The organism is Rhizobium sp. NLR16a, assembly GCF_017948245.1.
Taxonomy (GTDB): Bacteria; Pseudomonadota; Alphaproteobacteria; order Rhizobiales; family Rhizobiaceae; genus Rhizobium.
On the sequence record NZ_CP072868.1, the window covers coordinates 304,746 to 318,198 of the forward strand.

Here is a 13,453-nt window from a genome sequence, read left to right on the forward strand (position 1 = left end):
GTGCTATCAGCATGTATTTGTCAACGGCATATGAGTGACCCCGGCATATTCAATTTTGACCTCCGCTCTGCTATGGTTCGGTCATGAATGAGACGCTGACGAAGATCCTGTCCAACAGTCGGGCCGAGCCGGACGATGAGAACCTGCCTCGCATCGGCAGGAGCATGGCGCGCATGCGCCTGATGACCGGCCGACGGCTGATCGGCAGGCTGGCGATCCAGAGCGCCGCACCGGGCCTTGAGCTCTCCCACCTCGACGTGCTCGACGCCGTGCGCCGGGCTGGGTCGCCCGGCGAGGTCACCGTCGGCTTGATCGCGGAGATGCTGCGCATCGACCCGTCGCGCGCGAGCCGGGTGGTGGCCGAGATGGTCGGACGCAACGTCTTGCGGCGCGAAGCCTCCCAGGCCGACGCGCGGCGGATCGTCGTCGTCATCACCGACGCTGGCCAGGCGCTGCTTGCCGAGATCCATGCGCAGAAAATGGCCATTATCTCCGAGATCGTCTCCGATTGGCCACGCGAGGATATAGAGCGTTTCGCGACGCTGTTCGAACGTTTCATCGGTGGCTACGAGGCAATCTTTCTCTCGCGCGACAAGGACACGCCCGGTTGAGGCGAAAGCCGTCCGTCGGTGGTGCCCCTTCCCCTCGCCCCCCCGTTTGCGCTAAGGGCAGTGCCCATGAGCCAATCCACCTTCACCATTCTGCTCGGCGGCGAACTCAGCCTGACGGAACGCCTGCGCCACGCGATCGGCGGCAGCCGCTTCATCGCGGCCGATGGCGGCATGCGGCATGCGATGGCGCTTGGTGTCATGCCTGAGCTCTGGGTCGGCGATTTCGATTCGACGCCCCCCGAGCTCGAAGCGGGTTTTCTCGATGTGCCGAAACAGCCCTATCCCGCAGCGAAGGCGGCAACGGACGGCGAAATCGCCGTATCGGAAGCGATCGCACGTGGCGCGCGGCGGCTGATCCTCGCCGGCGCGCTCGCCGGCGAACGCTCCGATCATGCGCTTCAGCATCTGCTGTCGGCTGTCGGCTTGGCGGAAAAGGGTTTCGACGTACTGCTGACCTCGGGCAAGGAAGAGGCAGTGCCGCTGGTTCCCGGCACGATCGAGCTCGATCTTCCCAAAGGCAGCCTGTTTTCCGTGCCCGGATTTGGGCCGCTGACCGGACTTTCTATCGAGAATGCGCGTTATCCGCTCACCGATTTCCATCTGCCTTTCGGCTCGTCGCGCACCATTTCAAATGTCGCGGAAGGCAAGGTTCGCCTTTCGCTCGAGAGCGGCCGGGCGATCGTGCTTGCCCGCCCCTATGATCTTTCCGGAGTCTGATTTTTGGCCCCTCCCATTCTGAAACTCGACGATATCTTCCTGAGCTTCGGCGGCGCACCGCTGCTGGCGGGCGCTTCCCTGCAGGTCGAGCCCGGCGACAAGATCTGTCTCGTCGGCCGTAACGGCTCGGGAAAATCGACGCTGCTGAAGATCGCCGCCGGCCTGGTCGAGGCGCAGTCCGGCGAAGTTTTCCGTCATCCGTCCTCGACGGTGCGCTATCTCGAACAGGCGCCGGACTTTGCCAGTTTCAGCACCGTTCAGGCCTATGCCGAGGCTGGTCTGGGACCCGGCGACGATCCCTATCGCGTCACCTATCTTCTGTCCCACCTCGGCCTCACCGGTGAGGAGGATCCAAATACCCTTTCCGGCGGTGAATCGCGACGGGCCGCCCTTGCCCGCGTGCTGGCGCCGGAGCCCGACATTCTCCTGCTCGACGAGCCGACCAACCATCTCGACCTGCCGACCATCGAATGGCTGGAAGGCGAGTTGCAAAAGACGCGCAGCGCCCTGGTGCTGATCTCGCACGACCGGCGGTTCCTCGAAAAAGTTTCGACGGCAACCGTCTGGCTCGATCGCGGCGCCTCGCGCCGGCTCGACAGGGGCTTTGCGCATTTCGAAGCCTGGCGCGACCAGGTGCTGGAGGCCGAGGAGCTCGAGCAGCACAAGCTCGGCAAGGCAATCGAGCGCGAGGAGCACTGGCTGCGCTACGGCGTCACGGCCCGGCGCAAGCGCAATATGCGCCGTCTCGGCGAGCTGCAGACGATGCGTTCGCAATATCGTGGCCACAAGGGCCCGCAGGGCACGGTGCAGGCGACGATTTCGGATGCGCAGGAATCCGGCAAGCTGGTGATCGAGGCCGAGAAGATCACCAAGAGCTTCGGCGACCGGGCAATCGTCACACCGTTCTCGATCCGCGTCCATCGCGGCGATTGCATCGGTCTCGTCGGGCCGAACGGCGCCGGCAAGACGACGCTCTTGAAAATGCTGACCGGCCAGCTTTCGCCGGACGGCGGCACGGTGAAGCTGGGCACCAACCTGGAGATCGCCACCCTCGACCAGAAGCGCGAGGACCTCAAGCCCGAGGAGACGCTTGCAAACTACCTGACCGACGGGCGCGGCGAAAACCTGCTCGTCAATGGCGAGCAGCGCCACGTCACCGGCTACATGAAAGAATTCCTGTTCCAGCCGGAGCAGGCGCGAACACCGATCAAGAGCCTCTCCGGCGGCGAGCGCGCCCGGCTGATGCTGGCGCGCATCCTGGCGCGCCCGGCAAACCTCCTGATCCTTGACGAACCGACCAACGATCTCGACATCGAGACGCTCGACCTCCTGCAGGAAATCGTCGCCGGCTTTCCCGGCACCGTCATCCTCGTCAGCCACGATCGTGACTTTCTCGACCGCACCGTAACCTCGACGATCGCGCCCGCCGTGCCGGATGCGCCCGACGGCCGATGGATCGAATATGCCGGCGGCTATACGGACATGTTGGCGCAGCGCAAGGGCGTACTCGACGAGCGCAGGAAAGCCGAGAAAGCGGCGGAGAAACCGAAGACCCAGGAGACAACAGCTTCCGGCGCAGCCTCGAAGGGCAAGCTTTCCTTCAAGCAGAAATTCGCGCTGGACAATCTGCCGAAGGAAATGGCCAAGGCCGAGGCCGAGATCGCCAAGCGCGAACTTGTCATGGCCGATCCCAATCTCTTCACGCGCGACCCCGTTGCCTTCAACCGCCTTGCAGGCGAGATGGAGAAGCTGCGAGTCAGCCTGACCAAGATGGAAGAGGAATGGCTGGAGCTCGAAATGCTGCGGGAAGAACTGGAGGGCTGAGACTCTCGCACTCAGCCGCTTGCGTCACGTTGTAGGCAGGGGTCCTGCCGATAAGGGGGCGTCCTAAAGCGCCGGCGCGGGGACGGCGGCTGCGCCGGCACTGGCGCTGGCGCCGGTGGTCTGGGCGACCTGCTGCTGCGGCTCTTCGGATCTCGAGGGCAGAGCCTGCAGATGCAGCACCCGGGGCTGCAACGCCTCCAGATAAGTTTCAGAGCGGCCGATATAGATCATGCCGATTTCGGGCATCGAAGTCAGCACGCTGCACATCGTTTCCTGCCATTCCGGCTCCATGCCCTCGAGCACTTCGTCGAAGATGATCCAGCGCGGGCGCACCAGCAGCAGGCGCGCGAAGCCGATCGCCTTCTGTTCATCGCCGTCGAGCAGCTTGTCCCAGCGGGCGCGGGTATCGAGCCTTGCGATCAGAGAGTGCAGGCCGGCCTTTTCAAGGGCCGCCTCGACCGCAGCTTGCTCGTAGGCATCGGCGCTTTCGGGGAAGGCCAACGCCTCGCGCAACGTGCCGCCCGGAATATAGGCGATTTGCGGAACGAACAGCATGTCGTCGATCGGCGGCAGACCCATCGTGCCGCTGCCGCACGGCCAGAGCCCGGCCAAGGCCTGGAACAGCAGCTTGCGGTTGACGCTATGATCGCCGTTGATCATGATTTTTTCGCCGGCCTTGATCACGATATCGGTTTCTCGCAGGCGAAAACCGCCGCATTCCTCGATGTCTTCGCCGATCTTGGCATTGATCACCACATCCTTCAGCGTCAGCCTGTCGGCGGCGGTGTCTTCATAGGCGATGCTTCCCTTCACGCCAAAGCCCTCGTCCATGTCGAGCAACGCCTGGCGGAAGTCGGTGACGCGCATCAGCGTGGCACGCCATTCGGCGATCGGGCCGAAATTGGCGACATACCAGCGCAACGCCGTATTGACCTGGTTGAAGGCGCCGACCGACATCATCAGCTGGCCGAGGGTGAGGCCGCCGGAAAAATAGGCGGGTGCGGCAACGATGATCGGAATGACGATCACCAGCCAGCCGTAGCCGGCCGAAACCCAGGTGAGATTGGTATTGGCCATGGCGAGCCGCTTGACGACCCTCAGTACCGAACTGATGTCGGTATTGATACGCCGGCGTTCGTTCTCCTCGCCGCGGGCGACGGTGATCGCCGGCATGTTCTCGTTGGCATGCATCAGCGTGAAACGAAGCTCGGCCTCCTTCGAGAAGCGGTCGGCATTGAGCTTGACCAGCTTGCGGCCGACGACCTGGCTCAACACCGAGGCGGAAGCTGCATAGAAAATCGCCGCCCAGACCATATAGCCCGGTATGGAGAAGCTGTGGCCGCTGATGTGGAAGATGAAGCCGCTCGAAAGCTCCCAGAGCACGCCGATGAAGCTCACCAGAAGAATGGTCGATTGCAGCAGCCCGAGGACGAGCCCGGTCGTGCTTTCGGCAAGGTTGCGGGAATCCTCGTGCAGGCGCTGATCCGGATTGACGCCGATCAGGCCGCTGGAGGCGAGCCGCAGCGCCCGCTTACGCTTCAGCCACTGGTCGACGAGATCGCGTGACAGGCCTTCGCGCATATAAAGCGCGGTCATCTGGTTCAGCCAAGCCTGCAACACGTTGAGCAGCAGCAGCGTGCCGGCGATCATCGCGAAGATTTCGAGCTGGTGGAAGAATTCGCCGAGGTCGCGGCGCTCGAGCGAATCGTAGAAAGGGGCGTTCCACTCATTGAGAATGACCTGGCCATAGGCCGTCGCCAGGATGACGAGGATCAGCACGGTCGCCAGAAACAGCACCTTGCCGCGAACTTGCGAATTCCAGAATGCTGAGAACATCACACCGAGGCGATATGTCAGGCTGAAATCATACCCTACCCTATCCTGCTTCCGGATGCCCGGCCTCCCTTCGATCTTGTCTGCCATCACGCTTTTCCAACACCGCCCATACTGTCATTATTAACATGGTGGCGTTACCGGTCTATCAACAGATTCTATCAGTCATTAAAGTGTGATGATTCTTGACGGGCCACTCCCGCATGCATTCGGAGTTGATTCGCGGCTCAACTGGGACTAATTAAGGCACTCCGTGGTGATTTGGCCGGCCGGCTTGCAGCCACGTTAAAAAAGTCGCTAAAGGGCCGCGTGCGGACCGGTAGCGATTTTTTCGCCGCCGGTTTTTTATTTTTGATCGAGTTGACCGCAATGCCCATCAAGATCCCCGATACGCTGCCCGCCTTCGAAACCCTGGTTCAGGAAGGCGTGCGGGTGCTGACCGAGACGATGGCGATCCGTCAGGATATAAGACCGTTGCAGATCGGCCTGCTCAACCTGATGCCGAACAAGATCAAGACCGAACTGCAGATGGCCCGTCTCGTCGGCGCTTCGCCGCTGCAGGTGGAGCTGTCACTCATCCGCATCGGCGGCCACAAGGCAAAGAACACATCCGAAGATCACCTGCTCGCCTTCTACCAGACCTGGGAAGAGGTGAAGCAGCGCAAGTTCGACGGCTTCATCATCACCGGAGCCCCGATCGAGCTCCTCCCCTATGAGGACGTTACCTATTGGGCAGAAATGCAGGAGATCTTCAATTGGACGGAGACCAACGTCCATTCGACGATGAACGTCTGCTGGGGCGCGATGGCGGCGATCTATCACTTCCACGGCGTTCCGAAATACGAGCTGAAGGAAAAGGCCTTCGGCGTCTACCGGCACCGGAACCTGAAGCCTTCCTCCATCTATCTGAACGGCTTTTCCGACAACTTCGAGGTGCCGGTGTCGCGCTGGACCGAGGTGCGCCGCGCCGACATCGAGAAATGCGAAAGCCTGGAAATTCTGATGGAATCGAGCGAGATGGGCGTCTGCCTCGTGCATGAGAAAAGGGGCCGGCGGCTCTACATGTTCAATCATGTCGAATATGATTCCACCTCACTTTCGGACGAGTATTTCCGCGATGTGGATGCCGGCGTGCCGATCAAGATGCCGCACAATTACTTCCCGCATAATGATCCGGCACTTGCGCCTCAGAACCGCTGGCGCAGCCACGCGCACCTCTTGTTCGGCAACTGGATCAACGAGATTTACCAGACGACGCCCTATGACGTCGAAGAGATCGGCATGGATCTTTAATGGAATTTCTTTCTGACCTGCCTGGTTGCGGTTTGGAACAAATGCGGGCAGGTTCCGGTCCGGAACCCTATAGCGCTGCGCGTTTTTATCGGACGCGCAAAGGAACGGACAGTCGATCATGTCGGATAAGTTGGAGCGGGAAGTTTTTGGGCAGACGAAGGCGGGCGAGACCGTCTATCGCGTCGTCATCAGGGGCGGCGGCCTAACGGCCAAGATCATCACCTGGGGTGCGGTCATCCAGGATCTGCGCCTTGAGGGTCATGAGGCGCCGCTGCAACTCGGCTTCGAGGATTTCGACAGCTATCCTCTCTACTCGGCCTATTTCGGCGCGACGCCCGGCCGCTGCGCCAACCGTGTCGGCGGCGGCGCCTTTACGCTCGACGGCAAGGACTATCAGCTCGAGCCGAATGAAAACGGCGTCACACATCTGCACGGCGGCAGCGACAATATCGGCAAGCGCAACTGGACGATCGTCGAGCATGCGGTCGACCGCCTGGTGATGAAGATCGTCGATCCGGACGGCCGTGCCGGTTATCCCGGCAACTGCACCATTCAGGCGACGTTCCGGGTGCACGGCAATGGTGAACTGTCGATCACCTATGAATCGACCAGCGATCAGCCGACGCTCGCCAATGTCTGCCAGCACGCCTATTTCAATCTCGACGGCCGCGATGATGCACTGGGCCACGACATCATGATCGCCGCCGATCACTATCTGCCGACCGACGAGAAGCAGGTGCCGACCGGCGAAATCCGGCCCGTTGCCGGAACCGAATTCGATTTCCGCGAGATGGCCCCGATGAAGCGTTTCGTCGGCAGTGAACAGGTATTGTACGACCACAATTTCTGCCTGTCCCGCGAACGCACCGCCAAGCGGACCGTGGCACTCGCCCGCAGCCTCTATTCCGGCGTGTCGCTGGAAGTGCGCAGCACCGAGCCGGGCGTACAGTTCTATGCCGGCTTCAAGCTCAACACTGGGGCTCCCGGCCTCGGCGGGCGCAAATATGGTCCGTTCGCCGGCTTCTGCCTGGAGACACAGATCTGGCCGGATGCGATCAACCATGAGGGCTTCCCGAATGCGGTCCTGCGTCCAGGCGAAGTGCTACGCCAGGAAACGGACTACATCTTCACCAAGAGCTGAAGCGTTCTAAAGCGCGTCACGATCTTTCAGATTCGCTCCTCGCGCTTTAGGTTTTTGTTTACGCAAGTCGGTATCGCAAAACCGCCGCACACGTTTGCGCGGACATGCTCTGAGACGTACGGCTGTCAAATTTGACCGTTATTGAACCCTCTTCGGATTGCCGGAGAGGGTTTTTCTTCTGCCCCTCAGATTCAGGCTTGCCGATTGGTTCTATATAGGTTCTATTGTGTGTCCATGGATAGAACCAGTCTAGTAGCTGAACTCAATAGACGCAGCCTGCGCGACGACGCGCTGACCGGCCCACTCTACAAGCGGCTGGCGCAGGTGCTGACCAGCCTCATTCAGGAAGGCTTGCTGAAGCCCGGCACGGCGCTGCCGGGCGAGCGTGACCTTGCCGAGGCTCTCAAGCTCGGCCGCGTCACCGTGCGCACCGCCTATCGCGACCTCATGGCGGCGGGCGCATTGGAATCGCGCCACGGAAGCGGTACTTTCGTATCGAGCAAGGTCGAGCGCATGGAACAGTCGCTCTGGCGGCTTTCCTCCTTCTCCGCCGATATGCGTTCGCGCGGCCGGTTGCCGGCCGCGCGGATATTGTCGCGAGAGATCAACACGCCGTCGCCGGAAGAATCCTTCCTGCTCGGCCTCGGCGGCGACGAGCCGGTGCTGAGGCTCGACCGGCTGCGCCTCGCTGACGGCTTGCCGCTGGCGATCGAACGCGCCGTCGTGCCGGTCAAGTTTCTGGGGAAGAATGCCGGCGGCGAAGGATCGCTCTACGACGCGCTGGCGGCGAATGGCCATCGGCCGGTGCGCGCGCTGCAGCGGTTGACCGCCGTCACGCTCGATGCATCCTATGCTGCGATGCTGAACGTCAAGGCAGGCGCGCCGGCGCTTCTTATCGAACGTGTCTCGCGCCTGGAAGACCAGCGCGTCGTCGAATACACCCGCTCGCATTATCGCGGCGATGCCTATGACTTCGTTGCCGAATTGAGAATTGGAGATGACCATGAGTGAGAACCAGTCGCTGATGCTGCAGGAAGCAGGCGAATCACCCGAAGTGGTGGCCACGCTTCTCGAAAAGGAAAAGCCGGTCTTTGCCGAGATCGCCCGTCTGTTTTCGTCCGCCCGTCCGAGCGTGGTGACGACGGCCGCGCGCGGCTCCTCGGACCATGCCGCCACCTTCTTCAAATATCTCTTTGAGATCACCTGCGGCGTCCCAGTCGCCTCGGTCGGCCCGTCGATCGCTTCCGTCTATGGTGCTGCCCTCCACCTGCAGGGCGGCGTGCATTTCACCGTCTCGCAGTCGGGCGCCAGCCCCGACATCGTCGCCCTGCAGGAGGCCGCGAAGAAGGGGGGCGCAACGACGATCGCCGTCGTCAACGTCACCGACAGCCCGCTTGCCAGGCAGGCGGATATCGTTCTCGGCCTCAACGCCGGCGCGGAAAAGAGTGTGGCGGCGACGAAATCCTTCATCGCCTCCGTCGCCGCGCTCACCGGGGTGACGGCTGCGATCGGCGGCGCGTCCGACCTGCAGGCAGCGCTGGAAAAACTGCCGGAGGCGCTTTCGGCGACCGCCGGGATCGACACGGCGGCGGCCGAGGAGGTGCTGCTCCATGCGACCTCGCTCTATACGGCCGGCCGCGGCCCGGCCTTCGCGATCGCGCTCGAAGCGGCGTTGAAGGCCAAGGAAACCTCGGGCCTGCACGCCGAGGCCTTTTCGCTGGCTGAACTGATGCATGGCCCGATGCGCCTGGTGCAGCCGGGCTTTCCAATCGTCGCCTTCGCGCCCGACGATGCTGCTTTGGCCAATAACGGCAAGGCGCTGGAGCGCCTGCAGAAGCTTGGCGCCACCACCGTCGGCTTCTCCACGCAGCCGCTCTCCGGCATCAATCTGCGCGTGCCGACGACGGGCAACGGTCTCGTCGATCCGCTGGTGTCGCTGCTCGTCTATTACCGACTGATCGAATCGGTGACGCGCCGCAAGGGCTTCGACCCCGACCGGCCGGCCAACCTGCTCAAGGTGACGGAGACGGTCTGATGGGACGCAAGATCTTCGTCGGCGCCCGGATCTTCGACGGCGAGCGCTTCCATGACGACAAGGCACTCGTCCTTGCCGACGGCCGCGTCGAAGCGATCGTCGCGAGAAACGACCTGCCCGATGGCGAGATGGTCGCTCTTGAGGGCGGCGTCCTGTCGGCCGGCTTCATCGATGCGCAGGTCAATGGCGGCGGCGGCCGAATGCTGAACGACGAGCCGTCCCCGGCGTCGATGGAGATCATCGCCGGCGGGCATCGGCCTTATGGCACGACGTCGCTGCTGCCGACCTTGATCACCGATACATCGGAGGCGACCAATGCCGCCATCGAGGCGGCGAAGGAGGCTGTGAAAAAGAACCGCGGCGTCGCCGGTCTGCATCTCGAGGGCCCGCATCTGGCACCGGCCCGCAAGGGTGCGCATCTGGCCGAGTTGATGCGGCCGGTGGAGGACCGCGACGTCAAGGCCTTCATCCGGGCACGTGAGTCGATCGGCACGCTGCTCGTCACCATCGCAGCCGAGCAGGTGACGGTCGCCCAGGTGCGCGAGCTTGCGGAAGCCGGCGTCACCGTCAGCATCGGCCATTCCGATTGTTCGAGCGAGGCGGCGGAGGAACGTTTCGATGCCGGAGCGCGCGGGGTCACGCATCTCTTCAACGCCATGAGCCAAATGGGACACCGTGCTCCCGGCCTCGTCGGCGCGGCCATCGATCATCCCGCGACCTGGTGCGGCATTATTGCCGACGGCCATCACGTCGATCCGAAGGCGCTGCGCACGGCGTTGCGTGCCAAGCGCGGCGAAGGCAGGTTGTTCTTCGTCACCGACGCGATGTCGCTTGTCGGCTCGCAGCAGGACGCATTCACGCTGAACGGACGCACTGTCCGGCGCGAAAGGGGCGGCTTCTGCTCGAAGTTGGTGCTTTCCGATGGTACGCTGGCAGGCTCCGACGTCGACATGATTTCGGCAATCCGCTACGGCATCACCTATCTCGACCTGGCGCTCGCCGAGGCGCTGCGCATGGCGACCCTCTATCCCGCCCGTTTCCTGAGACTTGCCGATCGCGGCCATCTTTCACCGGGCGCGCGTGCCGATCTCGTGCACCTCACCGATACGCTCACCGTCGCCGCCACCTGGCTTGCCGGCGAAGTTGCATGAATTCAAGGAGAAGTAGGATGACCGACATTACCGATGCCTATTTCTCCAACCTTATCGGCCGGCTGGAAGAGCTGAAGCAGACGCTTGCCGAGCCGATGGCACAGGCTGCGGCGGTCATTCTCGATGCCGCCCGCGGCGACAAACGTGTCTATGTCTTCGGCACCGGCCATTCGCATATGCTGGCGGAAGAGGTGCACTATCGTGCCGGCGGACTCGCCTTCACCGTGCCGGTGCTCGTCGGCTCGGCGATGCTGCACGAGGGGGCGGTCATCAGTTCGGTCTATGAGCGCACACAGGGTCTGGTGCGGCCGATGCTGGAGCGTTACGGCATGCAGCCGGGCGACGTCATTATCATCGCTTCCAATTCGGGGGTGAACGCCGCGCCGATCGAGGCCGCCGATTATGCGCGCGAAATCGGCGCAAAGGTGATCGCCATCACCTCGATCGCCTATTCCTCGGCCATCGCCAATGGCCGCCGCCGGCTCGCCGACGTCGCCGACGTGGTGCTCGACAACGGATTGCCGCCGGGTGACGCTGTCGTCGATCTCGAAGGAACGGGACTTAGGGTCGGACCGGTCTCGACGGCGGTCGGTGTGACCATCATCAACGCGATCTTTGCCGAAGTTGCCTCGGAGCTTGCGAAATCCGGCGATGCGCCGGTCTATCTCAGCGCCAACATGCCGGGCGCGGCCGAGATCAACCAGAAGCTCGTCAAGAAATACCGGCCGCGCAACCCGCATCTCTGAGAGGATAAAGGAGCCTGCTGCTGTCGCAGGCACGGTTCGTGAGGCGATCAAGTGGCGAGGATTGAGCTGACCATACGGGCCGTCCGCGGTGCCAGCGTCAAGCCGATATGCCCGTGTCCAAAAGCAAACACGACGTCCCTTCCTCCTCTTGAAGGCCGAATGACGGGAACGGAATCGGGCATGGAAGGGCGAAAGCCCATCCAGCTCCGGCTTGGTTCACCAAGTGTCGGGAAAATCCTGCGGGCGTTTGCCAATAACACTTCGAGGCGCCTTGGGTTCGAAGGCGCGGTGAGACCTCCGAGTTCCACGGTGCCGGCGACGCGCAGCCGGCCACGCATCGGGCAAAAGTAAAATCCATGATGCGTCGGGCACACCGGTCTTTCCACCGGCGGTGTTTCCATATCGAATTCCAGATGATAGCCGCGCTCGGTGTCCAGGGGGACCCGCTCTCCGAGCTGCAGAGCCAGGCCGCGGGAATGAGCGCCGGCAGCGATCACCGCGGCTCGGGCGTGAATGCTGTGGGCTGGAGCCATCATCCTCACTCCGTTCCGCTCGCGCGAAATAGCCGTCACGGAGTCCCGTACGAACTCGACGCCCGCTTGTCTGGCGGCGGCGTCCATCACGCTCATGAGTTCGCCGGGATCGGTGAAGTTTATCGCTTTCGGAAAGAAAAGCCCTCCGCCATGGGCCTGCGGCAGTCGAGGCTCCAGGCTTTGCACCTCGCCGGGAGTGAGGAGTTGCTGCGCGATCCCGTAATTTCGGCGAAGCCTGACATCCGAAGCGGCCGCCTTGAAGGCCTCGGGCGTCTGGTAGAGGTAGAGGCATCCCTTCGCCCTCAGGAGATCGGATGCGCCGATCTCTGCTGCAAAGTCGAGCCATTCCGATGAAGCGTCGGATAGAAGGTCGGCGATGCGGCGCGTATTGTCTCTGTATCTGTGAGGGAGGGATTCGTAGGCAAAACGCATCAGCCATGGAAACAGCGTGGGCAATGCCGCCTTGCGAATGGACAACGGGCTGTCTGAATTGAGAAGCAGCGAGGCCAGGTTTTTAAGGACAGCGGGCGTGCCGACGGGAATGATTGCATAGTCGGCGATCGTTCCTGCATTGCCGTAGGACGCACCCGAACCGGGTTTGTTCGGTTCGATCAGGACGACATCGCGACCGTCGGCACGCAGCCGCAGAGCGGTTGTCACGCCGATCACGCCGCCGCCGATGACGGCGATATCTGTTGTTAGCTTGTTCATCAGATGTGGATTTATCTTTAGAGAAACGAGGCTTGGATGCCTGATCAGACCAAGAGCTAACCTGGGGAAGCGTAACGCGCGACATAGGCAGCCGTGCGTGCTTCCCTTGGACGGTCAAACACATCTCCGGCGGTTCCCTGCTCGATGATAAGACCGCCATCGATGAAGACGACCCAATCCGATACCTCCTTCGCAAAGGGCAGCTCGTGGGTGACCAGGATCATCGTCATGCCGTCAGCGGCCAGTTCGCGCATGACGCGGAGCACTTCGCCGGTGGATTCAGGATCGAGTGCCGACGTCGGCTCGTCGAACAGCAACACCGTTGGCTCCAGCGCCAGAGCGCGGGCAATCGCCACACGCTGCTGCTCGCCGCCCGACATCTGCTCCGGATAGGCCATCGCCCGTTTGGCAAGGCCTACTCTCGTCAGAAGTTTCACGGCCCGTTCCACGGCTTCTCTTTCGCCGCTCCCGGCTGCATGCATCTGAGCGAGAACGACGTTCTCCACGGCGCGCAGATGCGGGAACAGATTGAAGCGCTGAAACACCATGCCGACACGTTGCCGAAGCTTGGCAAGGTTGCGGCAGGCCACCTCGCCATCGGCAAAGATCGTCTCATCCCCGACGGTGATCGTTCCCTGATCGGGACGCTCAAGCAAATTGACGCAGCGCATGAGGGTGGTCTTTCCTCCACCGCTCTGGCCAATGATGCTCACGATTTTGCCCGTGGGAACCTCGAGATCGACGCGGTCAAGCACCAGGCGCCCGTCGAAAGACTTGCGCAATCCGCTGATCTTGACGGCGGGTCGACCGGCCGGCTGATTTGACACAAAGGCAGATTTGGCAGCAGTGGTGGTCATG

General features: G+C 62.3%; 12 protein-coding genes and 1 riboswitch. Of the genes, 9 read left to right on the top strand and 3 right to left on the bottom strand.

Features of this window, described 5'->3' with window-relative positions; genetic code table 11:
- Window positions 1–83: 83 nt before the first annotated feature.
- The 3 genes from J7U39_RS26190 to J7U39_RS26200 all read left to right on the top strand — a co-directional run bounded on the left by J7U39_RS26190 (window position 84) and on the right by J7U39_RS26200 (window position 3,152).
- Window positions 84–611 carry a MarR family winged helix-turn-helix transcriptional regulator gene (locus J7U39_RS26190; protein WP_210632704.1) on the top strand — a complete coding sequence of 176 codons (528 nt, stop codon included), beginning with the start codon at window positions 84–86 and terminating at the stop codon, window positions 609–611.
- 66 nt (window positions 612–677) lie between these two features.
- A complete protein-coding gene (locus tag J7U39_RS26195; RefSeq protein WP_210632705.1) occupies window positions 678–1,328 on the top strand; it encodes a thiamine diphosphokinase in 651 nt (216 codons plus the stop codon).
- Between the two features lie 3 nt (window positions 1,329–1,331).
- A complete protein-coding gene (locus tag J7U39_RS26200; RefSeq protein WP_210632706.1) occupies window positions 1,332–3,152 on the top strand; it encodes an ABC-F family ATP-binding cassette domain-containing protein in 1,821 nt (606 codons plus the stop codon).
- Between the two features lie 63 nt (window positions 3,153–3,215).
- Here the strand turns inward: J7U39_RS26200 and J7U39_RS26205 are convergent, their stop codons facing one another.
- Window positions 3,216–5,075 (bottom strand): ABC transporter ATP-binding protein/permease, encoded by a 1,860-nt coding sequence (locus J7U39_RS26205; protein WP_210632707.1) that lies wholly within the window; start codon window positions 5,073–5,075, stop codon window positions 3,216–3,218.
- A gap of 153 nt (window positions 5,076–5,228) precedes the next feature.
- Window positions 5,229–5,306: riboswitch (SAM riboswitch) on the top strand.
- Between the two features lie 48 nt (window positions 5,307–5,354).
- Between J7U39_RS26205 and metA the strand changes: the two genes are divergently transcribed.
- The 6 genes from metA (at window position 5,355) to J7U39_RS26235 (ending at window position 11,351) form a co-directional block, all read left to right on the top strand.
- Window positions 5,355–6,278, top strand: a complete 924-nt coding sequence (gene metA, locus J7U39_RS26210; protein ID WP_210632708.1) for a homoserine O-succinyltransferase — start codon at window positions 5,355–5,357, stop codon at window positions 6,276–6,278.
- A 118-nt stretch (window positions 6,279–6,396) separates the two neighbouring features.
- Window positions 6,397–7,419 (top strand): aldose epimerase family protein, encoded by a 1,023-nt coding sequence (locus J7U39_RS26215; RefSeq protein WP_210632709.1) that lies wholly within the window; start codon window positions 6,397–6,399, stop codon window positions 7,417–7,419.
- 234 nt (window positions 7,420–7,653) lie between these two features.
- Window positions 7,654–8,430, top strand: coding sequence for a GntR family transcriptional regulator (locus J7U39_RS26220; protein ID WP_210633050.1), 777 nt, complete (start codon window positions 7,654–7,656; stop codon window positions 8,428–8,430).
- Entirely contained in the window at window positions 8,423–9,454 is a 1,032-nt protein-coding gene (locus J7U39_RS26225; protein WP_210632710.1) for an SIS domain-containing protein, read from the top strand. Before J7U39_RS26220 ends, J7U39_RS26225 begins: the two co-directional genes overlap by 8 nt.
- Window positions 9,454–10,605 carry an N-acetylglucosamine-6-phosphate deacetylase gene (gene nagA, locus J7U39_RS26230; RefSeq protein WP_210632711.1) on the top strand — a complete coding sequence of 384 codons (1,152 nt, stop codon included), beginning with the start codon at window positions 9,454–9,456 and terminating at the stop codon, window positions 10,603–10,605. Before J7U39_RS26225 ends, nagA begins: the two co-directional genes overlap by 1 nt.
- 17 nt (window positions 10,606–10,622) lie before the next feature.
- A complete protein-coding gene (locus J7U39_RS26235) occupies window positions 10,623–11,351 on the top strand; it encodes an SIS domain-containing protein (protein WP_210632712.1) in 729 nt (242 codons plus the stop codon).
- A 47-nt stretch (window positions 11,352–11,398) separates the two neighbouring features.
- Here the strand turns inward: J7U39_RS26235 and J7U39_RS26240 are convergent, their stop codons facing one another.
- Both J7U39_RS26240 and J7U39_RS26245 read right to left on the bottom strand, forming a co-directional pair.
- Entirely contained in the window at window positions 11,399–12,595 is a 1,197-nt protein-coding gene (locus J7U39_RS26240; protein ID WP_210632713.1) for an FAD-dependent oxidoreductase, read from the bottom strand.
- Between the two features lie 56 nt (window positions 12,596–12,651).
- Window positions 12,652–13,452: an amino acid ABC transporter ATP-binding protein gene (locus tag J7U39_RS26245; RefSeq protein ID WP_210632714.1), complete on the bottom strand. Its 801-nt coding sequence runs from the start codon at window positions 13,450–13,452 to the stop codon at window positions 12,652–12,654.
- Window position 13,453: the final 1 nt, after the last annotated feature.

Bases quoted from the DNA above. Each gene is read 5' to 3' on its own strand.
- J7U39_RS26190 (WP_210632704.1), top strand. From the start codon at position 84: ATGAATGAGACGCTGACGAAGATCCTGTCCAACAGTCGGGCCGAGCCG.
- J7U39_RS26195 (WP_210632705.1), top strand. From the start codon at position 678: ATGAGCCAATCCACCTTCACCATTCTGCTCGGCGGCGAACTCAGCCTG.
- J7U39_RS26205 (WP_210632707.1), bottom strand. From the start codon at position 5,075: ATGGCAGACAAGATCGAAGGGAGGCCGGGCATCCGGAAGCAGGATAGG.
- metA (WP_210632708.1), top strand. From the start codon at position 5,355: ATGCCCATCAAGATCCCCGATACGCTGCCCGCCTTCGAAACCCTGGTT.
- J7U39_RS26215 (WP_210632709.1), top strand. From the start codon at position 6,397: ATGTCGGATAAGTTGGAGCGGGAAGTTTTTGGGCAGACGAAGGCGGGC.
- J7U39_RS26220 (WP_210633050.1), top strand. From the start codon at position 7,654: ATGGATAGAACCAGTCTAGTAGCTGAACTCAATAGACGCAGCCTGCGC.
- J7U39_RS26225 (WP_210632710.1), top strand. From the start codon at position 8,423: ATGAGTGAGAACCAGTCGCTGATGCTGCAGGAAGCAGGCGAATCACCC.
- nagA (WP_210632711.1), top strand. From the start codon at position 9,454: ATGGGACGCAAGATCTTCGTCGGCGCCCGGATCTTCGACGGCGAGCGC.
- J7U39_RS26235 (WP_210632712.1), top strand. From the start codon at position 10,623: ATGACCGACATTACCGATGCCTATTTCTCCAACCTTATCGGCCGGCTG.
- J7U39_RS26240 (WP_210632713.1), bottom strand. From the start codon at position 12,595: ATGAACAAGCTAACAACAGATATCGCCGTCATCGGCGGCGGCGTGATC.
- J7U39_RS26245 (WP_210632714.1), bottom strand. From the start codon at position 13,452: ATGACCACCACTGCTGCCAAATCTGCCTTTGTGTCAAATCAGCCGGCC.